Annotated in this window: 24 protein-coding genes, 1 tRNA gene and 1 riboswitch; of the genes, 19 read left to right on the top strand and 6 right to left on the bottom strand. The window is 62.8% G+C overall.

Annotated features, from left to right (window positions below):
• Nucleotides 1-17: 17 nt before the first annotated feature.
• Both ssuE and R6254_RS17285 read right to left on the bottom strand, forming a co-directional pair.
• Nucleotides 18-614, bottom strand: coding sequence for an NADPH-dependent FMN reductase (ssuE, locus tag R6254_RS17290; RefSeq protein WP_318408639.1), 597 nt, complete (start codon nt 612-614; stop codon nt 18-20).
• 59 nt (nt 615-673) lie between these two features.
• Nucleotides 674-1,702, bottom strand: a complete 1,029-nt coding sequence (locus R6254_RS17285) for a sulfate ABC transporter substrate-binding protein (protein ID WP_318408638.1) — start codon at nt 1,700-1,702, stop codon at nt 674-676.
• A 145-nt stretch (nt 1,703-1,847) separates the two neighbouring features.
• On the opposite strand from R6254_RS17285, the gene R6254_RS17280 reads away from it, so the two are divergent.
• Both R6254_RS17280 and mnmC read left to right on the top strand, forming a co-directional pair.
• Nucleotides 1,848-2,123, top strand: coding sequence for an oxidative damage protection protein (locus R6254_RS17280; protein ID WP_318408636.1), 276 nt, complete (start codon nt 1,848-1,850; stop codon nt 2,121-2,123).
• A 122-nt stretch (nt 2,124-2,245) separates the two neighbouring features.
• On the top strand, nt 2,246-4,117 hold the full coding sequence (gene mnmC, locus R6254_RS17275; protein WP_318408635.1) for a bifunctional tRNA (5-methylaminomethyl-2-thiouridine)(34)-methyltransferase MnmC2/FAD-dependent 5-carboxymethylaminomethyl-2-thiouridine(34) oxidoreductase MnmC1: 1,872 nt from the start codon (nt 2,246-2,248) through the stop codon (nt 4,115-4,117).
• Between the two features lie 40 nt (nt 4,118-4,157).
• On the opposite strand, the gene R6254_RS17270 is transcribed toward mnmC, so the two are convergent.
• On the bottom strand, nt 4,158-4,940 hold the full coding sequence (locus tag R6254_RS17270) for a response regulator (RefSeq protein ID WP_318408634.1): 783 nt from the start codon (nt 4,938-4,940) through the stop codon (nt 4,158-4,160).
• A gap of 195 nt (nt 4,941-5,135) precedes the next feature.
• On the opposite strand from R6254_RS17270, the gene R6254_RS17265 reads away from it, so the two are divergent.
• From R6254_RS17265 to R6254_RS17230, 8 genes are all read left to right on the top strand, one after another.
• Nucleotides 5,136-5,927, top strand: a complete 792-nt coding sequence (locus tag R6254_RS17265) for a sulfite exporter TauE/SafE family protein (protein ID WP_318408633.1) — start codon at nt 5,136-5,138, stop codon at nt 5,925-5,927.
• Nucleotides 5,928-5,951: 24 nt separating this feature from the next.
• Complete coding sequence (locus tag R6254_RS17260; RefSeq protein ID WP_318408631.1) at nt 5,952-7,763, top strand: nitrite/sulfite reductase; 1,812 nt, start codon at nt 5,952-5,954, stop codon at nt 7,761-7,763.
• A gap of 9 nt (nt 7,764-7,772) precedes the next feature.
• Entirely contained in the window at nt 7,773-8,171 is a 399-nt protein-coding gene (locus R6254_RS17255) for a DUF934 domain-containing protein (RefSeq protein ID WP_318408629.1), read from the top strand.
• Between the two features lie 2 nt (nt 8,172-8,173).
• Nucleotides 8,174-8,995, top strand: coding sequence for a phosphoadenylyl-sulfate reductase (locus tag R6254_RS17250; RefSeq protein WP_318408628.1), 822 nt, complete (start codon nt 8,174-8,176; stop codon nt 8,993-8,995).
• Complete coding sequence (cysD, locus tag R6254_RS17245; protein ID WP_318408627.1) at nt 8,992-9,924, top strand: sulfate adenylyltransferase subunit CysD; 933 nt, start codon at nt 8,992-8,994, stop codon at nt 9,922-9,924. The genes R6254_RS17250 and cysD overlap by 4 nt, the downstream gene beginning before the upstream one ends.
• A gap of 115 nt (nt 9,925-10,039) precedes the next feature.
• A complete protein-coding gene (locus R6254_RS17240; RefSeq protein ID WP_318408625.1) occupies nt 10,040-11,365 on the top strand; it encodes a sulfate adenylyltransferase subunit 1 in 1,326 nt (441 codons plus the stop codon).
• A 110-nt stretch (nt 11,366-11,475) separates the two neighbouring features.
• On the top strand, nt 11,476-11,805 hold the full coding sequence (gene fdxA, locus R6254_RS17235) for a ferredoxin FdxA (protein WP_318408623.1): 330 nt from the start codon (nt 11,476-11,478) through the stop codon (nt 11,803-11,805).
• A gap of 129 nt (nt 11,806-11,934) precedes the next feature.
• Nucleotides 11,935-12,969, top strand: coding sequence for an NAD(P)/FAD-dependent oxidoreductase (locus R6254_RS17230; RefSeq protein ID WP_318408621.1), 1,035 nt, complete (start codon nt 11,935-11,937; stop codon nt 12,967-12,969).
• 22 nt (nt 12,970-12,991) lie between these two features.
• Here R6254_RS17230 and R6254_RS17225 read toward each other — a convergent pair whose 3' ends face one another.
• A complete protein-coding gene (locus tag R6254_RS17225) occupies nt 12,992-15,475 on the bottom strand; it encodes a DEAD/DEAH box helicase (protein ID WP_412103188.1) in 2,484 nt (827 codons plus the stop codon).
• A gap of 504 nt (nt 15,476-15,979) precedes the next feature.
• Between R6254_RS17225 and R6254_RS17220 the strand changes: the two genes are divergently transcribed.
• The 6 genes from R6254_RS17220 (at nt 15,980) to R6254_RS17195 (ending at nt 22,502) form a co-directional block, all read left to right on the top strand.
• Nucleotides 15,980-16,705 carry a FadR/GntR family transcriptional regulator gene (locus R6254_RS17220; protein WP_318408618.1) on the top strand — a complete coding sequence of 242 codons (726 nt, stop codon included), beginning with the start codon at nt 15,980-15,982 and terminating at the stop codon, nt 16,703-16,705.
• A gap of 54 nt (nt 16,706-16,759) precedes the next feature.
• Nucleotides 16,760-17,752, top strand: a complete 993-nt coding sequence (locus R6254_RS17215; protein WP_318408617.1) for an NAD(P)-dependent oxidoreductase — start codon at nt 16,760-16,762, stop codon at nt 17,750-17,752.
• Nucleotides 17,749-18,915 (top strand): mandelate racemase/muconate lactonizing enzyme family protein, encoded by a 1,167-nt coding sequence (locus R6254_RS17210; RefSeq protein WP_318408615.1) that lies wholly within the window; start codon nt 17,749-17,751, stop codon nt 18,913-18,915. The genes R6254_RS17215 and R6254_RS17210 overlap by 4 nt, the downstream gene beginning before the upstream one ends.
• A 44-nt stretch (nt 18,916-18,959) precedes the next feature.
• A complete protein-coding gene (locus tag R6254_RS17205; RefSeq protein ID WP_318408613.1) occupies nt 18,960-19,943 on the top strand; it encodes a Bug family tripartite tricarboxylate transporter substrate binding protein in 984 nt (327 codons plus the stop codon).
• A gap of 35 nt (nt 19,944-19,978) precedes the next feature.
• On the top strand, nt 19,979-20,962 hold the full coding sequence (locus R6254_RS17200) for a Bug family tripartite tricarboxylate transporter substrate binding protein (protein WP_318408612.1): 984 nt from the start codon (nt 19,979-19,981) through the stop codon (nt 20,960-20,962).
• A gap of 75 nt (nt 20,963-21,037) precedes the next feature.
• Nucleotides 21,038-21,144, top strand: a riboswitch (TPP riboswitch).
• Between the two features lie 50 nt (nt 21,145-21,194).
• A complete protein-coding gene (locus R6254_RS17195) occupies nt 21,195-22,502 on the top strand; it encodes a purine-cytosine permease family protein (protein ID WP_318408610.1) in 1,308 nt (435 codons plus the stop codon).
• Nucleotides 22,503-22,510: 8 nt separating this feature from the next.
• Here the strand turns inward: R6254_RS17195 and thiD are convergent, their stop codons facing one another.
• Complete coding sequence (gene thiD / locus R6254_RS17190) at nt 22,511-23,359, bottom strand: bifunctional hydroxymethylpyrimidine kinase/phosphomethylpyrimidine kinase (RefSeq protein WP_318408608.1); 849 nt, start codon at nt 23,357-23,359, stop codon at nt 22,511-22,513.
• 78 nt (nt 23,360-23,437) lie between these two features.
• Nucleotides 23,438-23,513: transfer RNA gene (locus R6254_RS17185), tRNA-Asn, on the bottom strand.
• Nucleotides 23,514-23,710: 197 nt separating this feature from the next.
• On the opposite strand from R6254_RS17185, the gene aat reads away from it, so the two are divergent.
• The 3 genes from aat (at nt 23,711) to R6254_RS17170 (ending at nt 26,112) form a co-directional block, all read left to right on the top strand.
• Complete coding sequence (aat, locus tag R6254_RS17180) at nt 23,711-24,469, top strand: leucyl/phenylalanyl-tRNA--protein transferase (RefSeq protein WP_318408606.1); 759 nt, start codon at nt 23,711-23,713, stop codon at nt 24,467-24,469.
• A 4-nt stretch (nt 24,470-24,473) separates the two neighbouring features.
• Nucleotides 24,474-25,235, top strand: a complete 762-nt coding sequence (locus tag R6254_RS17175; RefSeq protein WP_318408604.1) for an arginyltransferase — start codon at nt 24,474-24,476, stop codon at nt 25,233-25,235.
• Between the two features lie 85 nt (nt 25,236-25,320).
• Entirely contained in the window at nt 25,321-26,112 is a 792-nt protein-coding gene (locus R6254_RS17170; protein ID WP_318408603.1) for an IclR family transcriptional regulator, read from the top strand.
• Nucleotides 26,113-26,145 lie beyond the last annotated feature (33 nt).

Genomic DNA, 26,145 nt, shown 5'->3' with positions numbered 1-26,145 from the left:
GGCCTGAGGGAGAAGCGTCAAACGCTACATCGCACCCTGGAAAAATGCACGGGCTCGAAACCGGTGGTGGCCGGCGTCTGGAAACTCTCCAGCATCAGGGTGGCGACGGCATCGTCAAGCCGTGTTGAGATATCCGGTCCGGGCGTATAAGCGCCACCGGTCGATGGCGGCACCTGCGAATCAACGGCATACACACCCGGCAGGATGTGGCGCGCCGACAGCGAGTGCAACACGGGCCGCAAGGCGTAGTCCAGCGCCAGCATGTGGTGCGGGCTGCCGCCTGTGGCCAGCGGCAAAAGGGTTTTGCCCTTCAGCGCGGTTTGCGGCAGCAGGTCCAGGAAAACCTTGAGCACACCGCTGTAAGCGGCCTTGTACACCGGTGTGGCCACCACAATCACCTTGGCCCTGGCCACCTGGTCAATCGCACGAATCACAGCGGGGTGGGTCCAGTCGGCGAGCAGCAAGGCCGCAGCCGGCAGTTCACGGATAGGCAGGCGATCAACGGTCTGGCCGTGCTGGGCCAGGCGCTGGCCGACCCAGTCAAGCAGCCCGGAGGAACGCGAATACTCTGAGGGACTGCCGGCAATCAGCAACACGGAAGCTTGCACGGACATGGCTTGTTTTTCTTTCTTGAATGGACATAAAGACGGGCAAAGACGGCGCCAGGTGCGGCTTATTTCCGCACGTAAATCTGGTCAAAGCTGCCACCGTCGGCAAAATGTTCTTTGTCTGCCTTGGCCCAGCCACCAAACGCCTGGTCGATGGTGAACAGGTTCAGCTTGGGAAACTGCTTGGCGTATTTGGCAATCGCCTTTTGCGACACGGCCGGGCGATAGAAGTTTTTGCCGGCAATGTCCTGGCCTTCTTCGGAATACAGGTATTTCAGGTATTCCTCGGCCACGGCACGTGTGCCTTTTTTGTCGACGTTTTTATCGACAACCGCCACCGCCGGTTCAGCCAGGATGCTGATGGACGGCGCAATCACGTCGAACTTGGCGCCGAACTCTTTTTCGAGCAGGTAGGCCTCGTTTTCCCAGGCGATCAACACGTCGCCCTGGGCACGCTGGGCAAAGGTGATGGTCGAGCCCCGCGCACCGGTGTCCAGCACGGGCACGTTGCCATAGAGCTTGGCGACAAACTCCTTGGCCTTGGCGTCGCTGCCGTATTTGCGTTTGGCGAACTCCCAGGCCGCCAGGTAGTTCCAGCGCGCGCCGCCCGAGGTTTTGGGGTTGGGCGTGATCACGCTGATGCCGGGTTTGATCAGGTCATCCCAGTCCTTGATGCCTTTGGGATTGCCCTGGCGCACGGCCAGCACAATGGTCGAGGTGTAAGGCGAGGCGTTGTGTGGCAGCTTTTTTTGCCAGTCGGCCGCGAGCCAGCCGCCGTTTTTCACCAAGGCATCGGTGTCGCCGGCCAGAGCCAGGGTGGCCACGTCGGCATCCAGGCCGTCAATGATGGAGCGCGCCTGTTTGCCTGAGCCGCCGTGCGACTGTTTGATGGTCACGTCCTGGCCGGCTTTAGCCTTCCAGTGTTTGGCGAAGGCGGCGTTGTACTCGACGTACAGTTCACGGGTCGGGTCGTAAGACACATTGAGCAAGCTCACGGGCGGTTTCTGGGCCAAGGCGGCGCCTGCCGACCCTGCCAGCGCCACGGCTAATGCCAGGCGGGTGGAAACATTCATAAAATGGCGGCGAGTAGTCATATCTGCTTTCTGGGTCCAGCTGCATTTGCATGCGATTTAAAGAAGAAACTGGATTCTGGAAGCATTGATTCAAAACTGGAACGAATAAAAATTCAGTTCTTAATACCCATAACATCTATAAAACTCTTCACGAAAGAAATCTCACATGGCACGCACCGTCAATTGCATCAAACTGGGCCGAGAAGCTGAGGGTCTGGATTTCCCGCCCTACCCTGGCCCCTTGGGCAAGCGGCTCTGGGAAGAAGTCAGCAAGGAAGCCTGGGCGGAATGGATGAAGCAGCAAACCATGCTGGTCAACGAAAACCGCCTGAACCTGGCCGATGCCAGAGCCCGCCAGTACCTGGCGCGGCAGATGGAAAAACACTTCTTCGGCGATGGCGCCGATGCCGTGCAGGGTTACATCCCCCCAACGCAACCTTAAGCCCCCACGCTTGTCGCTTCGCGTACTGCGCTGCCCCCCGAGGGGGCGCTGCGCCTGCGGCCCGGCAAAGCCGGTTCCGCGGCCCCGGCTGGTCTGGGTCCATCACCACACGTTTGCCGGTTATGGCTGAGCTGATCGAATGGCTGGCCGATGGCACGCCCTACAGCCCGCGCTTTGGCGACCGTTATCGCAGCGAACTCGGCGGCCTGGCGCAGTCGCGTGAAGTGTTTTTGCGCGGCTGCGGCTTGCCTGCGGCCTGGGCCAACCAGCCGCAATGGCGCATCCTGGAAACCGGCTTCGGCCTGGGCCTGAACTTCCTGGTCACCTGGCAGGCCTGGAAAGCCGATCCGCAGCGCCCGCGCCTGCTGCATTTTGTCGCAACCGAAGCCCACCCGGCCAGCGCCGCCGACGTGTTGCGCGCTGCGATGGCGCATCCGGAACTGCTGCCATTGGCCGAGCAATTGCAAGCCCAGTGCTGGGGTTTGTTGCCGGGGGTTCACCGGCTGGTGTTTGAAGAAGGCCGGGTGCTGCTCAGCCTGTGTATTGGCGACACCAAAGCGGTGTTGCGCGAACAGGTGTTTGAAGCCGACACGGTTTACCTGGACGGCTTCAGTCCATCCAAAAATCCCGGCATCTGGGACCTCCACACCCTCAAGGCGGTGGCGCGTTGCTGCCGCCGCGGCACACGTATCGCCAGTTGGACCGTGGCACGCGCCGTGCTGGACGGCTTGACGCAGTGCGGGTTTGCCGTCACAAAAACGCCTGGCCTGCCGCCCAAGCGCGACAACCTGCAAGGCGAGTTCAATCCACGCTGGGAGCCGCGCAAGGCCAGACCGATCACGACAGTCACACCCTCGACTTGTGTGGTGATAGGCGGCGGCTTGGCCGGCGCGGCCACCGCGGCCAGCCTGGCCCGGCGCGGCTGGCGGGTCGAGGTGCTGGACAGCCAGGCGGCGCCAGCCGGCGGCGCATCGGGTTTGCCGGCTGGTTTGCTGGTGCCACATATCTCCCCCGATGACAGTCGGCTCTCGCGCCTGTCGCGTTGCGGCGTGCGTGCCACCTGGCAGCAGGCGGCAGCGCTGCTGCAGGAGGGCCGCGACTGGCAAGCCACCGGTGTGCTGGAACGGCGCCTGGATGGCAGCGCCGGCCTGCCCGCAGACTGGCCGGCGGCTGGCCGCGACTGGAGCGAAGCGGCCGGGCTCGAGCAGCTTGCCGGCGCCGGGCTCAGCGCCGCGGATGGGCCGGCCTGCTGGCACCACCGGGCCGGCTGGATCAAACCGGCACGTCTGGTCCAGGCCTTGCTGGCGCAGTCCGGCATCCACTGGCGTGGTGCTAGCCAGGCCGCGCATTTGCAGCGCGACGTGGCGACAGGCGCCTGGCAGGTGCTCGACGCGTTAGGGTGCAGGCTGGCGCAGGCCGACCTGGTGGTGTTGGCCGCAGGTTATGCCAGCCGCTTGCTGGTGGACGGAGGCCTGCCCTTGCAGGCGATTCGCGGGCAGGTGTCTTGGGGGCTGCGGCCAACGGATGAGACAGCGGATACCGGGGCCTTTCCTTCGTTTCCAGTCAACGGTCACGGCAGCTTTATCCCCGCCGTGCCGACCGAAAAAGGCCTGGCCTGGCTGGCCGGCGCCAACTTCGAGCGTGACCAGGACCACACACGCATCCAGCGACAAGACCAGCAAACCAACTTTGAACGCCTGCAGACCTTGCTGCCGGCCACGGCAGCCCACCTGGCCACGGCGTTTAACAGCGATGCAGCGCAGGCCTGGGCCGGGGTGCGCTGCGCTTCGCCGGACCGGTTGCCGCTGGTGGGGCCTGTGGATGTCGGGCTGTGGGTCCACACCGCCATGGGCGCGCGTGGCTTGAGCTTTGCGGTGTTGTGCGGCGAATTGCTCGCAGCCAGGCTGCACGGCGAACCTTTGCCGCTGGAACAACGCCTGGCGCAGGCGCTGGCAGCGCAGCGGTTTTCCTCGGCTACCGCCAAACATTCATAGCCTTTTAGGCCTCCAGCCCTGATGGGATGGGCGCAAGCAGCTATATATGTTGTAGCAACGCCTTGAGCTGGCCAGGGTGCAAAGGTTTCTTCAGGGAAACCCTGGCGCCGGAAAACCAGGCACGCACGCCCTGGTGCCAGACCAGCTCCGAACCTGTGACAAACAGATGCGGCACGGCCGGACGCGTGGCTTCCACCGCCTTGATCAGTTGCCAGCTGTCCATGTCGGCCAGGCCCAGATCAACCGTGACGAGGTGATAAGGCTGCTCACGCAACAAGGCCAGCGCCTCGGCCCCGCTGGCCGCTTCATCCACCTCATAAAGGCCGGCGGCCGCCAGCTTGGCGCGCCAGTACAGGCGCTCGTCGCGCCCGGCATCCACCACCAGCACCCGCCGCTCGGGGACGGCCGGCGCCAGTTCCTGGCGTTCGGTATCGTCCGCTTCGTCGAAATGCACCTCCAGGTCCTCCGCGTGCACCAGGTCCAGATCGAGCGACAAAGAATGCGAATTCAGCGGCGCAAATTCCTCGTCCAGGGTTTCGATCAGGGTGGACCATTTGACGGGTGAAGGAAACACCCGCCAGGCCTGACCGGGCGCAGCATCGCCGACCCAGACCAGTTTGAGGTCATCATGCGCGGGATTGGCCAGCGCCAGCACGGCCTCCCAGCTGTCGCCGTCTATCAGCAGCACCTCGGGCGCGTCCGTGGTTTCTGGCGTCCAGGCGGAATAAACCGTCTCGCGCGATTCGGACAGGCGAAACACCGTGTCCAGCGCATGGCGCTCGGTCTCACTGAACCCGTAATGTTTAACAAATATTCTTTTCACAATCCGGCTGTCTCCGTACTTATTATTTGCCGTGGATTATGCGGGGCGCGTGCGGCCCGTTTTCATCGGGGTTTGCCCACACCCCCTCAAAACACGGCTAAGCCGCATGCAGACTGGTGAATAAGCTTATTCGCATAAGCGCACAACAAATTTGTAGTTTGTTTTCATAAGCGGGGCTTTTACAGTTCCCGGCTTATGCATGATTTTGCTTTTGTATTTGCCGGATTTGCGGTGGGCCTGGTGGTAGGCCTGACCGGGGTGGGCGGCGGCTCGCTGATGACGCCCTTGCTGATCTTCTTTTTCGGCGTCAAACCCCATCTGGCCATAGGCACCGACCTGTTGTTTGCCGCCTTCACCAAGATGGGCGGCACCGTCAGCCTGGCGCGCGCCCGCGTGGTGGACTGGAAAATTGTCGGACAAACCGCGGCGGGCAGCATCCCGGCCTCGCTGGCCACCTTGTATGCGCTGCAGCAACTCGGCCCGGCCAGCCCGGCCGCCCATGCGGTGATGACCACCACCCTGGGCGTGGCCTTGCTGCTCACGGCCACCGCCACCTTGTACAAGGCGATCTACGGCAAAGCCGCGCCGCGCACCATCGCCACTGCCGACCTGGCCGCCGCCACACAAGCCCGCCACTGGGCCTTGCCCATGTTGTTTGGTGCGGTGATTGGTTGCCTGGTCACGCTCACCTCCGTGGGCGCGGGCGCGATTGGTGTCATTGTGCTGATGCTGCTTTACCCGGCCCTGCCGCTGCCGCGTATTGTGGCCGCCGACATTGCCCACGCCGTGCCGCTGACTTTAGTTGCCGGTTTGGGCCACGCCTCCATCGGCTCCGTCGACTGGGTCTTGCTGGCCAAGTTGCTGGCCGGCTCTCTGCCCGGCATCTGGCTGGGCACACGCCTGGTCACCCGCACGCCCGACCGCTGGATACGTTCCCTGCTTTCCCTGCTGTTGGCGTATGCCGGCCTCAAGTTAATCGCCATCTGAATCCATTTTTGATCTCTGACAGCCATGTACCAATACACAGAATTTGACCGCGAATTTGTCAAAGCCCGCGCCAACCAGTACCGCGACCAGTTGACGCGCTGGCAGGCCGGCCAGTTGCCGGAAGACGAATTTCGCCCCCTGCGCCTGCAAAACGGCTGGTATGTGCAGCGTTATGCACCCATGTTGCGTGTGGCCGTGCCTTATGGCGAACTGTCCAGCGCGCAAGTGCGTGTGCTGGCCAAAATTGCGCGTGACTACGACCAGCCAAACGCCGCCTTGTTCAAGGAAGCCCAGGCCAAGCAGGACCAGCTCGGCCCCGTCAAGCTCAAGAACGGCCTGTCCGTCAGCTCCAAATTGACGACCGGCTACGCCCACTTCACCACGCGCCAGAACATCCAGTACAACTGGATTCCGCTGGACAAATCAGCCGAGGTGATGGACTTGCTGGCCAGTGTCAGCATGCACGGCATCCAGACCAGCGGCAACTGCATACGCAACATCACCAGCGACGAACGCGCCGGCATTGCGGTGGACGAAATTGCCGACCCCCGGCCTTTCGGCGAAATCCTGCGCCAGTGGAGCACATTGCACCCGGAGTTCGCCTTCCTGCCACGCAAGTTCAAGATCGCCATCAGCGGCGCCCGCGAAGACCGCGCCGCCACCGCCTGGCATGACGTGGGCCTGCACCTGATCCGTAATGCCGAAGGTGAACTCGGCTTCAAGGTGCAGGTTGGCGGTGGCATGGGTCGCACGCCGGTGATTGGCACCGTGATCCGCGAGTTCCTGCCCTGGCACCAGATCATGAATTTCATCGAAGCCATCGTGCGGGTCTACAACCGCTACGGCCGTCGCGACAACATCTACAAGGCGCGTATCAAGATTCTGGTCAAAGCCGAAGGCCAGCGCTACATCGACGACGTCGAGGCCGAGTACCTGCAGATTCTGGAACACGACGGCGGACCGCACACCATCACGCAAGCCGAGCTGGACCGGGTCACCGCCTCCTTTGTGCCGCCCACGCTTAATTGCGACCGCAAAAGCGCCGATGCCAAGATCGCCAACATCCTGCGTGCCGCCGCCGAAGACGACATCGAGTTTGGCCGCTGGCTCAAGCAAAACGTGGCGCCCCACCGCAACCCCGACCTGCGTGCCGTGACCCTGTCTTTCAAACGCCTGGGCCAGGCCCCCGGCGACGCCACGGCCGACCAGCTGGACACGGCGGCCGACCTGGCGGATCGTTTCAGCGCCGGCGAAGTGCGAGTCACCCACGACCAGAACCTGTTGCTGCCCTGGGTGCGTTGCGACGAGTTGCCCGAGCTCTGGCGCGCCGCGCGCAAGGCCGGTTTTGCCAAGCCCAACATCCGCCTGCTGACCGACATGATTGCCTGCCCCGGCGGCGATTTTTGCTCGCTGGCCAATGCGCGCTCCATCCCGATTGCCGAAGCGATTACCGAGCGTTACCAGGACATGGACGAGTTGCATGACCTGGGCGAGATCGATTTACACATCAGCGGCTGCATCAACTCCTGCGGCCACCACCACAGCGGCCACATCGGCATCCTGGGCGTGGACAAGGATGGCCTCGAGTGGTACCAGGTCTCGCTGGGCGGCTCGGACGGCTCCACGCTGAGCGGCGCACCCGTTCCCGGCAAGGTGGTGGGTCCCTCGTTTTCGGCCGCCGAAGTGCCCGAGGTGATCGAAGCCGTGCTGGACACCTACCGCAGCGAGCGCCAGGCCGGCGAAACCTTTATTGCGACATTCCGCCGTATTGGCATCGACCCCTTCAAGGCCGCCGCCAAGGGTGCACGTTTGCCGGCTGCGACCGAAGCCGTCTGAGGAAACCCCATGAAATTACTGCCTTTTACCGACGTTCCCGCGCTGAGCGAAGACCCCAGCGTTCTTGTGCTGGCCAACGACGCGGACCCGCTGCAAGCCCCGCTGCAAGGGATTCAGCGCATAGACCTGTTTTTCCCAAAATTCACAGACGGCCGCGCCTTCAGCCAGGCTTTTTTGCTGCGCCGCCGCCGCGAGTTCCGGGGTGAAATCCGCGCCACCGGCGACGTGCTGGTGGACCAGCTGGCCCAGATGGAACGCAGCGGTTTTGACAGCGCCGTGTTGCGCGCCGACCAGGACATGGGGATCGCCCAGCGTGTATTGAGCACTTACCCCGGTTATGGCGTGGGCCGTTACCAGGGTGATGCCGTACACGTCACACCGCATTTTGCGGATGCAGGCCAGGTCTGACCATGGGTGCCATTTCGCTCTACGCCAAGGCCTCGCCGGATTTCGCGCAAAAGCTGGCCGCCAGCCGCGCGCTGCTGATCTCGGCCGCCGCGCAATACACACCGCTGACCCAGGCCTCCAGCCTGGGTGCGGAAGACATGGTGGTGACCCAGCTGATTCATGACACGGGCATTGGCAGCCGCGTGTTTGTGCTCGACACCGGCATGTTGCATCCGCAGACCCTGGCCTTGATCGGCCGGCTTGAAGAACGTTACGGCCTCTCTGTCGATGTCTACCAGCCGGACCCGGCGGCGGCCGCCGATTTTGTGCGCGACAACGGCGAGGACGCGATGTACCGCAGCCTGGACCTGCGCAAAGGCTGCTGCCACATCCGCAAGATGGAACCGCTGGAGCGTGCCTTGACCGGCAAAAAAGGCTGGATCACCGGCCTGCGCCGCGAACAGTCGAACGCCAGAGCCGACGTGCATGACGTGGAGCAGCAGGAATTACTCATCCAGGGTGAAACCGTCTCACGCGCCAAGATCAACCCGCTGGCCGACTGGACCTGGGGCGATGTCTGGCACTTCATTGCCGCGAACAACATTCCCTACAACCCGCTGCACGACGAGTTTTTCCCCAGCATAGGCTGCGCACCCTGCACCCGCGCCGTGACCCTGGGTGAAGACTTCCGCTCCGGCCGCTGGTGGTGGGAGCAGGAAAGTGCCAAGGAATGTGGCTTGCACGTGGCCGCCGACGGCACCCATGAAGCCGAAGAACCGGCCGCCTTTGAACCTCTTGTCCGTCCCGTTTCCAGCATCATCCCCATCAGGCAGATCCCCGCATGAACGCACGCACCGAACCCCAACTGCTCAGCAAGCTGAGCAATTCCCATCTCGATGCGCTGGAGGAAGAAACCATCTTCATCCTGCGCGAGGTGGCCGCCGCCTTTGAACGCCCGACCCTGCTGTTTTCGGGCGGCAAGGACTCGCTGGTGATGCTCAAATGCGCCGAAAAAGCCTTTGGCGTGGGCCGTATCCCCTATCCGCTGCTGATGATAGACACCGGCCACAACTTCCACGAAGTAACCGATTTCCGCGACCTGCGGGCCAAAGAATTAGGCGCCGAGCTGATTGTGCGCAACGTGGAAGACTCGATGAAACGCGGCACCGTGCGCCTGGCGCATCCCGGCGAATCGCGGAATGTGCACCAGTCGGTGACCTTGCTGGAGGCAATTGAGGAGTTCCGCTTTGACGCCTTGATAGGCGGCGCCCGCCGCGACGAGGAAAAGGCTCGCGCTAAGGAGCGCATTTTTTCGCACCGCGACAGCTTCGGCCAGTGGCAGCCCAAGGCCCAGCGGCCCGAGCTCTGGACCCTGTTCAACACCCGGCTGCAGCCCGGCGAGCACTTTCGCGTGTTCCCGATTTCCAACTGGACCGAACTCGACGTCTGGCAATACATCGAACGCGAGCAGATCGCCCTGCCTTCGCTTTATTACGCGCACCAGCGCAAGGTCGTCGAGCGCAAAGGTTTGCTGGTGCCCGTGACCGAACTCACGCCGGCGCGCGAAGGCGAGCAGATCGTTGAAAAAACCGTGCGTTTTCGCACCGTGGGCGACATCACCTGCACCTGCCCGGTGGACAGCCCGGCCGCCACGGCCGCCGAAATTGTGATCGAAACACTGGCCGCCGACGTGAGCGAACGCGGCGCCACACGCATGGACGACAAAACCTCCGATGCGTCCATGGAAAAACGCAAGAAAGACGGGTACTTTTAGTTCTCCCCCGCAGCAGGCTTCGCCTGCTTCCCCCCAGGGGGCGGCGCCTGCGGGCCGGCGAAGCCGGACCCGCGGCCCCCACTGACATGGACACTCCCTACATTTTGAGACTGAGATGAACACAAGCACCAACACTATTGATTTAATAGCTGATAGCGTAATACCTACGGGGGCTACAGGCCAAAATGACTTGAGGTCTGCGCTGAAGTTCATCACCTGCGGCTCGGTCGACGACGGTAAAAGCACCCTGATCGGTCGCCTGCTGGTGGACAGCCGTGCGGTGCTGCAAGACCACCTGGCCGGCGTGCAACGCGGCGGCGAGACCGATCTGGCTCTGCTGACGGACGGCCTGTCGGCCGAGCGCGAACAAGGCATCACCATCGATGTGGCTTACCGCTACTTCGCCACCGAAAGCCGTAAGTTCATCATTGGGGATGCACCCGGCCATGAGCAATACACACGCAACATGGTCACGGCGGCATCGAGTGCCGACGCCGCCGTGGTGCTGGTCGACGCCACCAAGCTGGACTGGAACAACCCGGCCATGGAGTTGCTGCCGCAGACCCGCCGCCATTCGCTGCTGGTCAACCTGCTGCGTGTGCCCTCCATCGTGTTCGCCGTGAACAAGCTGGATGCCGTGGAAGACGCCACCCTGGCCTTCAACAACATCAGTGCCGCACTCCAGGCTTTCGCCGAGGCCGCGAAGATCCCGGTCAAGGCCACGGTGCCGGTGTCGGCGCTCAAGGGTTACAACGTGGTCGACGCCAAACCGGGCTGGTGCGGTTATGAGGGCTTGTCGCTGCTGCAACTGCTGGAGCACCTGCCGGCCACGCCCGCGGAAACTACCGAGGCTTTTGCCTTCCCGGTGCAGTGGGTGGAAAAATTCTCCTCGTCGGCCGACACCTCCCAGGGCCGCCGCGTTTTCTGGGGCCGCGTCGCCACCGGTGGCGTGCAACCAGGCCAGACCGTGACCGTGTTGCCCAGCGGGCAAACCGCCGTGGTGGCCCAGGTGCTGGACCATACCCGCCAGCCCAAGTCCATCCTGGCCGGCCACAGCGCGGGTATTGTGCTGGACCGCGAAGTGGATGTGTCGCGCGGCGACTGGCTGCTGGCCGAAGACAGCTTCACGCCTTCGCGCGAACTGTCGGCCACCATCGCCTGGATGGACGACGAACCCCTGGTCGCCGGGCGTGTCTACTGGGCGCTGCAAGGCCACCGCTGGGTCAAGGCCAAGGTCAAACGCATCGTCCACAAGCTGGATGTCAACACCCTCGCCGAGGAAGACGCCACCGAACTGCCGCCCAATGCGATTGGCCATGTGGAACTGAGTTTGCAGGAGGCCCTGGCCACCCTGCCGTATGCGCGTTCACGCATCCTGGGCTCGCTGGTGCTGGTGGACACGGCCTCACACAAGACTTCCGCCGCCGCGCTGATCCAGTGACGGCCAGTCGCCCCTTTTTAAAGCCATTTTTGAAACAGGCCATCCCTGTTTAACCCCTGCGTGCGAAACCTCATAAAATCAAGGGTTTCCACCGATTAGCTTAGAACAACATGACTCACATCGTCTCCGAATCGTGCATCCGCTGCAAATACACCGACTGTGTGGATGTCTGCCCCGTGGATTGTTTCCGCGAAGGCCCGAACATGCTGGTGATCGATCCGGACGAATGTATTGACTGCGCCGTCTGTATTCCCGAATGCCCGGTCAACGCGATTTATGCCGAGGAAGATGTGCCGGCCGATCAAATCGCGTTTATCAAACTCAATGTCGAGTTGAGCCAGGCGGCGGGCTGGAAAAGCATCACCAAGCGCAAGGAAGCCTTGCCGGATGCCGAAGAGTGGAAAGACAAGACGGGTAAGCTGTCCGAGCTGGTAAGGTAACTTGGCACACCCCCGTCGGATGCTCACTTCGTGTAGCACCTTCCCCCCTTGCAGGGGGCGGCGCCAGCGGCCTGGCAAAGCCAGTTCCGCGGCGTCCGCTGGCGAGGGATTCGGACATTGGGCAACGACATGATTCAAACCGATGCGCTGGTCATAGGCGCCGGGCCGGTCGGCCTGTTCCAGGTCTTCCAGCTCGGTTTGCTGGAGATCCAGGCCCATGTCGTGGACTCCCTGCCCCACCCCGGTGGCCAGTGTATGGAGCTGTACCCCGACAAACCGATTTACGACATTCCCGGCGTACTGCGCTACACGGGCCGGGAGTTGGTGGCCAATCTGCTCAAGCAAATTGAACCGTTTGCTCACACGTTTCACCTGGGCCAGGAAGTCCGCGTGCTGGAGCAGCGCCCCGACGGCCGGTTTTTTGTGGAGACATCTAGAGGCAGCCAGTTCCTGGCCAAAACCATCATCGTGGCAGCGGGCGTGGGCGCCTTCCAGCCCAAGTTGCTGAAGATAGATGGCCTGGACAAGTTCAATAACAGCCAACTGTTTTACCGCGTTGACCATCCCGACCACTTTGTCGGCAAGAAGCTTGTCATCGTGGGCGGTGACGACGCGGCGCTGGACTGGGCATGCCGTTTGGCGACCGAGGGCAAAACCGCCAGTGTGACGCTGCTGCACCGCCGCGACGTCTTCCAGGCGGCGCCCGAAGCCACGACAAAAATCAAAGCGCTGTGCAATGCAGGAAAAATGCGCTTTGAAGTTGGCCAAGTGACGGGTTACGACGAGAAGGACGGCCGGCTTGTTGCCGCCCAGGTCACCGATGTAGAAGGCCAGACACACCCGCTGCCGCTGGATGCGTTGCTGGTTTTACTCGGCCTGTCGCCCAAGCTCGGGCCAGTGGCGCACTGGGGCCTGGACATGGAGCGCAAACAACTGCTGGTGGATACCGAGAAGTTTTCAACCAGCATCCCGGGCATCTTCGCCGTCGGCGACATCAACACCTACCCCGGCAAGAAAAAACTGATCCTCAGCGGTTTCCATGAAAGCGCACTGGCCGCCTTTGGCGCGGCAGCGCTGGTCTTTCCGGACAAAAAAATCATGCTGCAATACACCACCACCAGTCCGCGCCTGCACCAGTTGCTGGGTGTAGATGGCGGCACCTGAACCGGCAATACAACGCCTCTCTTCAACCCGGCGGGCTTGAAGTGGTCACCTCCAGCGGCGCCAGCAAGGCCTGCAGGTCTTCGGGGCCGAATTTAAGGACGGTTGCACTGTCGCTGCCCAACACACCCTCGGCCAGCGCGGCCTTGCGAGCCTGCAGCTCCAGCATGCGTTCTTCAATGCTGCCTTCCACCACCAGCTTGTAGACAAACACCGGCTGGTCCTGCCCGATACGGTGGGCGCGGGCCGTGGCCTGCTCTTCCACGGCAGGGTTCCACCAGGGGTCCACATGGATCACCGTGTCCGCCGCCGTCAGGTTGAGGCCAACACCACCGGCCTTCAGACTGACCAGCAGGATGGGCACGGTTTTATCCTGGAAGCGGCGCACCACCTCGCCGCGCTTTTTCGGCGGCGTATCACCCGTCAGTGACAGCCAGGGAAGCTGCAGCGCCTGCAGTTCGGCTTCTATCATCGCCAGCATGCCGGTGAACTGCGAAAACACCAACACACGCCGGCCCTCGGCAATCAGCTCGGGGAGCATGCCGCCCAGCAGCTCCAGCTTGGCCCGGCCCATGGCGCGCGAAGGTTTCACGCCTCGCAGCAGGTAGGGGTCGCAGCAGACTTGGCGCAGCTTGAGCAGCGCGTCCAGGATGGATATCTGCGCCCCGGCAAAACTGTTGCGCGTCAACACCCGGCGCACCTGCTCATTGGCGGCGACACGCACACTTTCATACAGCTCGCGCTGGCCGCCGAGCAACTGCACACGCTTGATGACCTCGGTGCGCGGCGGCAGTTCGGTGGCGACCTCGTCCTTGCGCCGGCGCAGGATAAAAGGACGCACACGCTGCGCCAGCAGTTGCGCACGCAGGGTTTCGCCATTGGTCTCTATCGGCTTGCGCCACAGCCGCGCAAAGCTGCGGGCATCGCCCAGAAAACCGGGCATCAAAAAATCGAACTGCGCCCAGAGTTCGCCTAAATGGTTTTCCAGCGGTGTGCCGGTCAGGCACAGGCGATGCCGCGCTTGCAGGCGGCGAAGCGCGCGGGCGCTGCGGCCGGCTGCGTTTTTCACCCATTGCGCCTCATCAAGAATGAGCAGGTGAAACGGCTGCTCCGCCAGTACATCCACATCACGCCAGAGCAGCGGGTAGGTGGTCAGCACGACGTCGTGGTCCGGCATGGCCTGGAATACTTCTGCACGGTCCGGCCCCTGCAACACCAGCAGGCGCAAGCCCGGAGCCATGCGCCTGGCCTCGGCCTGCCAGTTGAACACCAACGAGGTGGGCACCACCACCAGGCTGGGCAGCGTCATCCGGCCCGCCTGTTTTTCGATGAGCAGGTGGGCCAGCGCCTGCGCTGTTTTACCCAGTCCCATGTCGTCGGCCAGGATGCCGCCCAGCTGGTGGGTGCGCAGGTATTGCAACCAGGCCAGGCCCTGAAACTGGTAGGGCCGCAGCGTCACGCCCAGGCCAGCCGGCGCATCCACCGACTTGGGGCCGCCTGCTCCCTGCAGGCGCTGCGCCAGCTCACGCAAACCGGCGTCGCCCCGGGACTGCCAGGCACTTCCCACGCCCGCTCGGGCGGCACCCGAATCGAGCATATCCAGCCGCCAGGCGTCCCACGCCGACAGGCGCAAGGGTCCCTCGGCACGCCGGGGATCGGTCAGCAAATCCAGCATGCTGCCCACAATCGTCTTGAGCAGGGCTGCCGGGACGGCCACCCGTTTGCCACCCGGCGCACGCAAGGTAATCGCCGATTTATCGTCGATGGCCAACACCTGCCGGGCATTCAGCCAGCGGCTGTCGCGGCGCAAGAGGTCGGCCATCATGGGCGCGAGGTCCAGCGTCTGGCCATCCACCTCCACACCGAGCGTGAGCAGCCAGGAGCCTTCGCGCGGCGCCAGGCCCAGGGCTTGCACAACGGGTGGGCGGCCGTGCATGGGCGCGGCCACTTCCTTGCCCAACACCTCGCCGGTGTCGGGGCTGATCACCAGGCGCCAGGCGTCCACCGGCACACTTTCATGGGCAAAACCGGGCCGCACCACGACGGCCCAGCCTTGCGCCTGCAGAGCCGGCAATTGATCCGCCCAGAAATCCGCAAAAGATTCCTCCTGTACCAGCGACCAGAAGACACCATGGCCTGCCTCAGCATCGTCGCTGCGCCACTGCAAGGCATCGGGCGGCACCGGGTGCAGGCCCAGCGTCCACAAGCCATCCATGGCCTCGGCTTCGGCATACAGGTCACGCTGGAAGGCCACGAACCTGCCATAGCTGTCCGCCACGTTTTGGACAGGTGCGGCGCGGCTGTTGAGCACCGTCACCGGCGCCGGGCATTCCCAATACAAGCCACCGTCGAGGGCATAGGTCCAGTCCACCTGCACCACCGTCACCTGCTCGCCGCGCGGGCCAAACGGACCGTTGGGTTTCATGCCCAGCAAACCATCGCCGCGCGTCAGCGTCTGCAAGGTCAGGCGTGGGCGAAAACGGGCAGCAACAACTGGCACGGCGCTCACAGCTGGACGCGCCTTGGCACGTGCCGGAAAAGGCAGACAGGTACAGGAGAACAAACACGCATGGCGCTGATTGTCCATGGGGCCTGCCTGAACCCTGCGTGTGTCTGCTCGCTGCCCCATTCCGGCGTCATTCCTCCGCTACATTTTTAATAGCTGACTGCGCTTACCCTGATTGGGCTAGAGCATTATTTAATGCCTAAAAAGGTCGAAAAAAGCACCTCCTGAGGCCAACAATTGCGGATTTTATAAGCCAAAAAGGCCTGTAACCCAATCAGGATAAGCGCAAGCAGCTATCAATTAAGTAGCATCCTGAGGTTACCTGCACGGCCACCCGAACCAAGCGTGCATTCGCCAGGATCTGGCGTCGCCGCTATTCGATTGAGAAAACCGCTGTGCCATCCAGCCCGCTTTTGAGTGGGTTTTTTCATTCCAAGGGTAATCCCGAATTTTCCTTGAAGACGGGATTGGCAACAATCTGGTCCAACCAATCTGGTTAAACCAATTATGACCACAGCCCTAGACAGCACCCAAGTCCTCTCCCGCATCCTGCCCTTCATCCGTGAGCGCGGTTATGCGGCGGGTGACCGTATTCCCTCGGAGCGCGAACTGGCCGAGCGTTTCAAAATCAGCCGTGGCATCCTGCGGGAAGCGTTGTCGGCGCTGGAAGCCATGCGTGTGATCCAGCGCAAGCCGCAGTCCGGCATCTACCTGCGCGATATCGCCACGGAAGCCTCTGTCGACATGCTGGTCCTCGAATCCGACCTCGGCATGCCGGTGTCGGCAGCAGACGTGAAAGACCTGAACGAATTCCGCTCCATGCTGGAAGTTCAGTCGGTGGGCCTGGCCTGCAGCCGCCGTACCGACGCCGACCTGGCTCGCATCGACGCGGTTTTGACAACCTCCAGAGAACGCCACGCGGCCGGCCAATCCATCAGTGATCAGGACGCGCTGTTTCACATGGCTTTGTGCGCGGCCAGCGGCAACAAGTTGATCCAGCGTGCAGCCAACTCCTTCTGGCTGGCCTCCAAAGCGCGGCGCGCCCAGTATTTCAGCGATCCGGCCAACGGCCTGCGCTCCATCCGGCAACACACAGCCTTGCGGGATGCCGTCGAGGCTGGTGATTCGTCGCGCGCACTCGCCGTGTTGGGCGATCACCTGGGCAATGTGGAGCGCTACTGGATGTTGCATGTCGGCCCCGCCGACCAGGCCAGTCCGCCGACCACGGCCTGACGCCCTTCTTTTCCTCGCCTTCTTTTCACTTTTTTCACGACTGTGTTACCTGCCGTGTCCCTGCCCCGCGTCCTGCTCACCAATCCCATCCACCCCGAGGTGGCCCGCCAACTGGCCGTGCACTTCGACCTGCACCTTGCCAGTGCGACGGATGCGGCCTCGCTTAGAAGCGCCGCGTCGGATGCCAGTTTCATCGTGGTGCGCTCGCCGCTGCCCGAAGATCTTTTTGCGGGCGCAGCTCAACTGCGTGGTGTGGTGCGGCATGGTGCCGGGCTGGACATGATTCCGGTTGATGCGGCCAGCCGCCATGGCGTGGCCGTTGCCAACGTGCCGGCCGTCAATGCCGGCAGCGTGGCCGAATACGCGGTGGCGCAAATGCTCAATCTGGCGCGCCACCTGGCCCACATCAACACCACACTGCGCAACACGTCCTGGGCCGCCGCACGCCAACTGGCCGACGGTGCCAGCGACCTGCAGGGCAAAACGGTCGCGATTGTGGGCATGGGTGCAATCGGCCAGGCACTCGCCCGCATCTGCGCTCTGGGCTTCGGCATGCGTGTGCTGGGCATACAGCGCAGCCCGGCGCCAGACACCGAACTGCTGCATTACATCACCCTGGCCCAAGCCTTGCCGCAGGCGGACTACCTGGTGCTGGCTTGCCCGCTGACCGAAAACACACGCGGCCTGATCGGTGCCACCGAACTGGCCTGCATGAAGCCGGGTGCACGCCTCATCAATGTGGCGCGCGGCCCGGTCGTCGATGAAGTCGCGCTCGCTGCGGCGCTGAGCAGTGGTGCGCTGGCCGGCGCTGCGCTCGACGTGTTCACTACACAACCGTTGCCTCCATCGTCCCCGCTGCTGGGCCTGCCCAATGTGCTGCTGTCCCCGCACCTGGCCGGCATCACGCAGGAAAGCATGCGCCGCATGAGCGAAGGTGTCGCCAGCCAGTTGCTGGAGATGCAAGACGGCCGCCTCCCCCGCCATTTCGTCAACCCCGAAGCGCAAAAGGCCATCCTCGCGCGCTGGTCCCACCTGTCTCAATCATGAAAATCAAAAGTATCAACGCCCGCTGGCTACACGTCCCCATTCCCTACGAAAAACAACACGTGTCCGATTTCGGCCGCGTCGCCTCCTTCGACTCCGTGCTGGTCCGCATCGAAACCGACTGTGGCCTGATCGGCTGGGGCGAAGCCAAGGAAGAGGTCGGCAGCGAGGCCAATAGCCACGGCCTGGTGGCGCTGATCAACCAGAAGTTCGGCCCCGCATTGATCGGCGAAGACCCGCGCGACATCAACCGCCTCTGGGAGTTGATGTACAACGGCTGCCGCGGCCACTACGCGCTGGCGCACGGCCACGTGTTCCCCATCATGGGGCGGCGCGGCGTCTCGATTTCGGCCATCAGCGGTATCGATCTCGCCCTCTGGGACTTGCTGGGCAAACACCTCAACGCCCCGATCTGGCGCCTGCTCGGTGGCCGCAAGGCCGAGCGTATGCCGGCCTACGCCTCGGGTGGCTGGGCCGATGCCGATCACATCGGCGAACAACTGCTGGGCTACGTGGCGCGCGGCGGCTTCAAGGCCGTGAAGATGCGTGTCGGCGTGATCGACTGCGACCCCATCCACTCGGCGCGCCGCGTGATCGCCGCACGCAAGGCATTGGGCCCGGACATCGGCTTGGCCTGCGACGCCCATGGCACTTACACCGTGGCGGAGGCCAAGCGTTTCTGCCGTCTGGTGGAAGACTGCAACCTGTTGTGGTTTGAGGAGCCGGTGACGGCCGACGACAAACGCGGCATGGCCGAGGTACGCGCCGCCACGGCCATCCCGATCGCGACCGGCGAGAGCGAGTTCAACCGCTTTGACTTCCGCGACCTGGCAGAACTGCGCGCGGCCGATATCTTCCAGCCCGACCTGGCGATCTGCGGCGGGATTTCCGAAGCCATGCGTATAGGCGCTATTGCTTCGGCCTGGAACCTCAAGCTGGCACCGCATCTGTGGACAGGGGCTCTGGCCTTTGCCGCCGGCATGCATGTGGCCGCCGCGTCACCGGCCGGCTGGCTGCTGGAGTATTCCGTGGGTGCCAACCCCTTGCTGCAAGAGCTGGCCGAAGAGCAATTCGAAGTCAAGGACGGCCTGGTCGACATCCCCGACCGGCCGGGCCTCGGTATCACGATTCGCCAGGACTTCGTCGACCGCTACGCCGTGGCCTGAACCGCAACCTCTGCTTTTTTCAAATACAACGATAGGAGATTTTCATGTTCACTTCTTCCATGTCGCGCCGACTGGCGCTCGGCCTCTGCTGCGCCAGCCTGGCGCTGGCCTCCGGCCTGGCTGGCGCGCAAAGCAGCTATCCCAACAAGCCGGTCAAACTGGTCGTGCCTTTCGCAGCTGGCGGCACAACCTCCATCCTGGCGCGCATGCTGGCCGAACGCATGGGCCAGCAGATGGGCCAGCCCGTCATCGTCGACAACCGTCCGGGCGCGGGCGGCAATGTTGGCATGGACATGGTGGCCAAAGCGGAACCCGATGGTTACACCATCCTCATGGGGCCCATCGGCCTGGCCATCAACCCCGCCCTGTACGCGAAGATGCCCTTCGATCCGATCAAGGACCTTGCCCCCATCGGTTTGTACGCCGGCGTACCCAACCTGCTGGTGGTGCATCCGGCCGTGCCCGCCAACAACGTGAAGGAGCTGGTGGCCTACGCCAAAGCCCATCCCGGCAAACTCAATTACGCCTCCAACGGCAACGGCACCTCCAGCCATCTGGCCGCCGAAATGCTCAAGTCGGCGGCCGGCGTGGACATCGTCCACGTTCCCTACAAAGGCGGCGGCCCCGCCATGCAGGACCTGATTGGCGGCCAGGTCAGCATGTTGTTTGACCAGATGCCGGCGGTGTTGCCTCAGGTCCAGGGCGGACGGGTGCGCGCTTTGGGCGTTTCCAGCCTCAAACGTTCGGCCGCTGCGCAGGACATCCCTGCCGTGTCCGAAAGTGTGCCGGGCTTCGACATGACGGTCTGGTTTGGATTTCTGGCGCCCAAGGGAACACCGTCAGACATCGTCGCCCGCCTCAACTCAGAAATGAATCGCGCGCTCAAAGACCCGGCCTTCCAGGCGCAGCTCGCCGGTATGGGCGTCACACCCATGCCGAGTTCTTCCGCAGAATTCGGCACCTTCATCCGCCGCGAAATGAGCCACTGGGCCAAAGTCGTCAAGGATTCCGGCGCCAAGCTCGATTGATACGGCACACCTAATCCCTGTTCAGGAGACCCACGATGACGTTTTCTTCTTTCTCTCGTTTGTTAGGTGTGACACTGGCCTGCGCGGCCAGCCTGGGGGTGCCCGCGGTGGCGCAGACCGATTTTCCGAGCAAGGGAATGCGCGTGATCGTGCCCTTCCCGCCAGGCGGTGCATCCGACACCTTGGGCCGCATGGTGGCGCAGCACCTGTCCACGGCCTGGGGCCAGCCTGCCATCGTGGAGAATCGGCCGGGCGCAGGCGGCAACATAGGCGCCGAAGCCGGCGCCAAGGCGCCTGCCGATGGCTACACGCTAACCCTGGCCGCGGCCGGCTTCATGGCGGTGAACCCGTCGATTTATCCCAAGCTCAATTACGACTCGGCCACCGACTTCCAGCCTGTGGCCCTGCTGGTCAAAGCACCTTTGTTGCTGGTCGTCCATCCCAAGGTCCCGGCGCAAAACGCCCGTGAATTTATTGAATTGGCCAAACGCTCGCCTGGCCGCATCACCATCGGCAACGGCGGTACCGGCACGGCCCAGCATCTGGGCGGCGTGAGCTTCGGCTTGGCGGCAGGCGTCGATGTCGGCCACATTCCCTACAAGGGCAGCGCGCCGGCCACCACCGACCTGCTGGGCGGTGTGGTGGATGCGCAATTCGACAACCTGGTCACGCTGGTACCTTTTGTGAAAAGCGGCAAGCTGCGCGCCCTCGGGGTTTCGTCGACACAACGCGTGGCAGCCCTGCCGGAAGTGCCCACCCTGGCCGAAGCCGGATTGCCCGGTTTTGAGGATGGCACCTGGTATGGCATCGTCGCGCCGCGCAACACACCCAAAGCCGTTGTCGACAAGCTCAATGCCGAGCTGCTGCGTATGCTGTCGCAGCCGGACATCAAGGAAAAGCTCCTGTCCATGGGGCTTCAGCCTGCGGGCAACAGCCCCGTGGAGTTTGGCGCGCTGATCCGTTCGGAAATCGGCAAGTACCGCACCATTGTCAAAACCGCCAACGTCAAGATCGACTAAAAAGCAACAGCTGTCCGTTCCGAGGTTAGGCCGCTGGGCGGCCTCTTCCTATAATCGGCCTCGTGCCTGCAAGGGCATATTCGCTAGGGGTGTTGTGCTGTTTTAAAAAACAGCACGACTGAGAAAGTCCCTTTGAACCTGATTGAGGTAATCCTCGCGCAGGGAAGCATGTTTCAGGCGCCGGGCCCTGGGCGTCAGACAAGCCGACCTGCCATTAACGATTGGAATGTTGATGGCTACTAATCCCCCCACTCCCGCCTCTTCCGGCAGCACCAACACGGCGCTCACGCCACAACCCGCCGGCGACCGCTCGTTTGGTTTTCGCGACCACGCCGCGCTCTGGCTCAGCCTGGGCGTTGGCCTGCTGGTCATGCAGATTGGCGCCTACCTGGTGCCGGCACTGGGCGCCCAACAGGCCGCCCTGGTCATCGTGTTCGGCTCCCTTCTGGGCGCCGGGTTGCTGGCCTGGACAGCCAAGGTCGGTTGCGACAGCGGACTGTCCAGCGCCGGCCTGATGCACGCCACCTACGGCAGCAGCTTCGCGCGCCTGCCAGTCTTGCTCAACATCGTGCAGCTCGTTGGTTGGACGACTTTTGAGCTGGTTGTCATGCGCGACGGCACCCTGGCCATTGCGCGCCAGTCTGGCAGCTTCACCAGCGCCATCTGGCCCTTGCTGGCGACTTTGCTGTGGGGCGGCGTGCTGATCGCCCTGCTGTCGGGCTCCATGGTCAAGCTGGTGCGCAAATTCATAGGCCGTTACGGCCTGCCGCTGGTGATTGCCTCGCTGCTTTGGCTCACTTGGCAGTTTCTTGCCAAAGCCAATGCGCAAGGCTTTGGCACTTTGTGGAACCGCCCCGGCACAGGCGGCATGAGCACACTGGCCGCGCTGGACCTGGTGATTGCCATGCCGGTCTCGTGGCTGCCGCTGGTGGCTGACTTTGCGCGCCACGGACGTGACGGCAAAAGCGCCCTGCGCGGCACCTGGCTGGGTTACGCCGTGGCCAATATCTGGTGTTACGCGCTCGGCGTGCTGATCGCCATCACCACACCCAGCACCGACCTGGTCGCGGCACTGTTGCTCGCGCAGGGCGGCCTGATTGCCTTGGGCCTGATCCTGATTGACGAGGTGGACAACGCCTACGGCGACATTTATTCAGGCTCGGTCGCCGGCCACAGCCTGAAACCCCGCTGGAGCGTGCGTCGCTGGGGCATCACCATGGCGGTGGTGTGCACGGCCCTGGCCATGGTTTTGCCCATACACAGCCTGGAGCCGTTTTTGCTGATGCTCAGCTCGGTCTTTATCCCCCTGTACGGCGTGATCCTGGCGCGGCTGGCCGGCCGCTCCGATGTGGCGGCGCTGGTCACAGAACGGCAGGTCAACTACAGCGCCGTGCTGATCTGGTTCACAGGCATCGTCTGTTACCACGCCTGCGCGCAGCTTGCGCCGAGTTGGGGTGCGGCACTGCCGACGCTGGTGTTGACTTTTGTGCTGGCCAGATTTACCAGCGACACGCCGGCAAGAGTCAGCGCAACAGCCTAAGCAAGCGTCTAAGAGTCCAGCGGAACAAGCCGCATGACCTGCGGCGCGTGGCTGTGGTTCAGCGGCCCGCTGCCCGCGCCGGTGCGCACGGCGGCGCCAGCCTCCAGCGCGCCACGCACATAGGCCCGTGCGGCCTCCACGGCCTCAGCCAAGGACAGGCCCAAAGCCAGGTGCGCCGCAATCGCCGATGACAGCGTGCAGCCCGTGCCATGGGTGTTGGCGCTGTGAATACGCGGCGCGCGCATCCAGTGCGGCGCACCGTCTTGTGTGATCAGCAAATCACTGACCACATCCCCCGGCAAATGCCCGCCCTTGAGCAACACCGCCCGCGCACCTTGGGCCAGCAGCTCACGTGCGGCAATTTCCATCGCCTGCTCGCTCTCCAGTGGCCGGCCCACCAGCAAGGCGGCTTCGTCCAGATTCGGCGTGACCAAAGCCGCACGGCCAAACAGTTCGCGCACCAAAGCCGCAATCGCCGGGTTGTCGATCAGCACGGCACCACTGGTCGCCACCATCACCGGGTCCAGCACCACACGCGTAAGCACATGCCGGTCAATTGCCTCGGCCACGGCATGCACGATTTCGGGGGAATGCAACATGCCGATCTTCACGGCATCCACACCAATGTCTTCGACCACCGCATCGATCTGGTCCAGCAGCATTTGCTGCGGCACCCCATGGATGGCGCGCACACCCAAGGTGTTCTGCGCAGTCAGCGCCGTGATGGCCGTCATGCCGTAGCAGCCCAGTGCCGCAAAAGTCTTGAGGTCAGCCTGTATGCCCGCGCCACCGCCGCTGTCAGAACCGGCAATGCTCAGGACGCGAGGGTATTTGAATTCAAAAGCCTGATTTGTCATGGTGCCAATGCTAGCTGCAATACCAGCGCCAGAAATGAAAAAAGCACCTGATGCTTACGCATCAGGTGCTTGAATTCTTGGCTCCTCAACCTGGGCTCGAACCAGGGACCTACGGATTAACAGTCCGGCGCTCTACCAACTGAGCTATTGAGGAATGCAGCCTTAGATTATAGCCATAAATTTTGGCTCTTCTTCGCGGGCCTTCATCTTCTGCTCACAAAAAGTGGAGCGGATGAATCGCTGCGTGAGGTAGTACCATTTGCAGCGACCGCGAATTTTCGCATAGCCTGACGGCCAAAATCATCCTCAGGCTGGCTCCAGGCGTTTTATTTTTCACATCCTCTTTTATTGATGCGCAAGTCACCCCGCCCCCTGCCCTGGCTTGCTGCCGATGAAGCCTTTCCACCAGTGGACAGCGCATGGGCCGAGCATGACCCTGCACCGGGTTTGCTGGCAGCGGGCCGGACGCTGGATGTGCCTAGCTTGTTGCAAGCCTACACGCTCGGCATCTTTCCGTGGTTCAGCGCGGACCAACCCATTTTGTGGTGGAGCCCGGACCCGCGCATGGTGCTGCGCACGCAAGATTTCAAACTTCACCGCTCCTTGCGCAAGAGCCTGCTGCATTTTGAAAACACACCCGGCCATGAGATTCGTTTTGACACGGCGTTTGCCGACGTGATTCAAGCCTGCGCCAGCACTCCACGTGCCGGCCAGCCGGGCACCTGGATCTTGCCCGACATGGTGCGCGCCTATACCGCCCTGCATCTCGCCGGCCATGCACACAGCGTTGAAACCTGGGTGGATGAGCAACTCGTCGGCGGGCTTTATTGCGTGAGCCTGGGCGGCATGGTGTTTGGTGAATCGATGTTTGCGCACCAGACCGACGCGTCCAAGATTGCCTTGGCCGCCTTGGTGGCTTTTTGCCGCGCAAAAGGCATCCGCATGATTGATTGCCAGCAAAATACACTGCACCTGGCCTCGCTGGGGGCGGCTGAAATGTCGCGCACCAGCTTTGTCGCGCACGTCGCCAAAGCCGCGGGGGACACACCACCCCATTGGCAATTCGACCCTCTATACTGGAAGCAGATTTTGATGGCCAGAACGAGCTGACGACGTGACGCACCTCAAAGACCTGCCCCTCCAGACGCTGCAGTTTTATGCAACGGCACCTTATCCTTGCAGCTACCTGCCTGGCAGGCAGGCGCGCTCGCAGGTCGCCACCCCCAGCCACCTGATCCACAACGCGGCGTATTCAGAGCTGGTGACCAACGGCTTTCGCCGCAGCGGCATGTTCACTTACCGCCCTTACTGCGACGGCTGCCAGGCCTGTGTGCCTTTGCGGGTTCCCGTTCACACCTTCCAGCCGGACCGCAGCCAGCGCCGCGCCTGGAAGCGCCACCAGTCGCTGCAGGCCCGCGTGCTCAAGCTGTGTTTCATGCCCGAGCATTACCAGCTTTACCTGCGTTACCAGAACGGCCGCCACGCCGGCGGCGGCATGGACCATGACAGCATCGACCAGTACACGCAATTCCTGCTGCAAAGCCGTGTCAATTCACGCCTGGTGGAGTTCCGCGACACCCTGCCCAACGGCGAAGCTGGTGCGCTGAAAATGGTCTCTATCCTCGATGTGCTGGAGGACGGTGTCTCAGCGGTGTATACCTTTTACGAACCCGATGCGCAGGCCAGTTATGGCAACTACAGCGTGCTCTGGCAGATTGAACAGGCCAAGCGGCTGGACCTGCCTTATGTCTACCTGGGTTACTGGATCGCCGAAAGCCCGAAGATGAATTACAAGGCCAGGTTTGCACCGAACGAGGTGCTGATCGATGGGCAATGGATCGCCGCCGACAATCCCGATCCAGCAACGGCCGCCTAAGCACGGACGCACGGAAACAGCCGCACAAAAAACAATCCCTCACCCAAAGCGATTTCACAGGGTAAAATTTGTGCAAAACCTGCCTATGAGAAAGCTCGATCCCCTCAGCCCACCCGCCAAACCAACGGTACAGGTGATCGAACGTATGTTCTCCCTGCTGGAAATCCTGGCAACCCGCGAAGAAGCGGTGTCGCTCAAGGAGATCAGCGAAAAATCCGGCCTGCATCCGTCCACCGCACACCGCATCCTTAATGACCTGGCCACCGGCCGTTTTGTGGATCGACCCGTGGCCGGCAGTTACCGGCTGGGCATGCGCCTGCTGGAACTCGGCAACCTGGTGAAAGCGCGTTTGAGCGTGCGTGATGCCGCCCTGATCCCGATGCGCGAGCTGCACAAGCTGACCCAGCAACCCGTCAACCTGAGCATGCGCCAGGGCGATGAAATCATTTACGTCGAACGCGCCTACAGCGAACGTTCCGGCATGCAGGTGGTGCGGGCGATTGGCGGACGTGCGCCCTTGCACCTGACCTCGGTGGGCAAACTTTTCCTGGCTTTTGACGATCCCCAGCGCCTGCGCACCTACGCCACGCGTACCGGGCTGCCAGGCCACACCCGCAACAGCATCACCCAACTGGCGGTGCTCGAGCGCGAACTCGCGAAAGCCCGCCAATACGGTATCGCCCGTGATAACGAAGAGTTGGAACTGGGTGTGCGCTGCATGGCCGCCGGCATTTACGACGATCAAAGCAAGCTGGTGGCAGGCTTGTCGATTTCAGCGCCAGCCGACCGGCTGGACGAAAGCTGGCTGCCCAAGCTGGAAGCCACTGCGCACGAAATTTCGGCAGCGCTCGGCTACAAATCCGGAAGTTTTAAGTAAAAACGGGCTCTAGCCCTTGCTGCATATGCGCAA

Origin of the sequence: Polaromonas potterensis (assembly GCF_033446725.1) — a bacterium.
Taxonomy (GTDB): domain Bacteria; phylum Pseudomonadota; class Gammaproteobacteria; order Burkholderiales; family Burkholderiaceae_C; genus Polaromonas.
Note: the sequence above shows the minus strand (reverse complement) of the source record. Positions and strands in the feature narration are given on the sequence as shown.

Excerpts from the sequence above, each read along its gene's own strand:
- R6254_RS17195 (WP_318408610.1), top strand. The coding sequence starts at position 21,195 with ATGGCTACTAATCCCCCCACTCCCGCCTCTTCCGGCAGCACCAACACG.
- R6254_RS17220 (WP_318408618.1), top strand. The coding sequence starts at position 15,980 with ATGACCACAGCCCTAGACAGCACCCAAGTCCTCTCCCGCATCCTGCCC.
- R6254_RS17205 (WP_318408613.1), top strand. The coding sequence starts at position 18,960 with ATGTTCACTTCTTCCATGTCGCGCCGACTGGCGCTCGGCCTCTGCTGC.
- R6254_RS17170 (WP_318408603.1), top strand. The coding sequence starts at position 25,321 with ATGAGAAAGCTCGATCCCCTCAGCCCACCCGCCAAACCAACGGTACAG.
- R6254_RS17285 (WP_318408638.1), bottom strand. The coding sequence starts at position 1,702 with ATGACTACTCGCCGCCATTTTATGAATGTTTCCACCCGCCTGGCATTA.
- R6254_RS17210 (WP_318408615.1), top strand. The coding sequence starts at position 17,749 with ATGAAAATCAAAAGTATCAACGCCCGCTGGCTACACGTCCCCATTCCC.
- ssuE (WP_318408639.1), bottom strand. The coding sequence starts at position 614 with ATGTCCGTGCAAGCTTCCGTGTTGCTGATTGCCGGCAGTCCCTCAGAG.
- R6254_RS17200 (WP_318408612.1), top strand. The coding sequence starts at position 19,979 with ATGACGTTTTCTTCTTTCTCTCGTTTGTTAGGTGTGACACTGGCCTGC.
- mnmC (WP_318408635.1), top strand. The coding sequence starts at position 2,246 with ATGGCTGAGCTGATCGAATGGCTGGCCGATGGCACGCCCTACAGCCCG.
- R6254_RS17260 (WP_318408631.1), top strand. The coding sequence starts at position 5,952 with ATGTACCAATACACAGAATTTGACCGCGAATTTGTCAAAGCCCGCGCC.
- fdxA (WP_318408623.1), top strand. The coding sequence starts at position 11,476 with ATGACTCACATCGTCTCCGAATCGTGCATCCGCTGCAAATACACCGAC.
- R6254_RS17230 (WP_318408621.1), top strand. The coding sequence starts at position 11,935 with ATGATTCAAACCGATGCGCTGGTCATAGGCGCCGGGCCGGTCGGCCTG.
- R6254_RS17255 (WP_318408629.1), top strand. The coding sequence starts at position 7,773 with ATGAAATTACTGCCTTTTACCGACGTTCCCGCGCTGAGCGAAGACCCC.
- R6254_RS17280 (WP_318408636.1), top strand. The coding sequence starts at position 1,848 with ATGGCACGCACCGTCAATTGCATCAAACTGGGCCGAGAAGCTGAGGGT.
- thiD (WP_318408608.1), bottom strand. The coding sequence starts at position 23,359 with ATGACAAATCAGGCTTTTGAATTCAAATACCCTCGCGTCCTGAGCATT.
- R6254_RS17240 (WP_318408625.1), top strand. The coding sequence starts at position 10,040 with ATGAACACAAGCACCAACACTATTGATTTAATAGCTGATAGCGTAATA.
- R6254_RS17250 (WP_318408628.1), top strand. The coding sequence starts at position 8,174 with ATGGGTGCCATTTCGCTCTACGCCAAGGCCTCGCCGGATTTCGCGCAA.
- aat (WP_318408606.1), top strand. The coding sequence starts at position 23,711 with ATGCGCAAGTCACCCCGCCCCCTGCCCTGGCTTGCTGCCGATGAAGCC.
- cysD (WP_318408627.1), top strand. The coding sequence starts at position 8,992 with ATGAACGCACGCACCGAACCCCAACTGCTCAGCAAGCTGAGCAATTCC.
- R6254_RS17265 (WP_318408633.1), top strand. The coding sequence starts at position 5,136 with ATGCATGATTTTGCTTTTGTATTTGCCGGATTTGCGGTGGGCCTGGTG.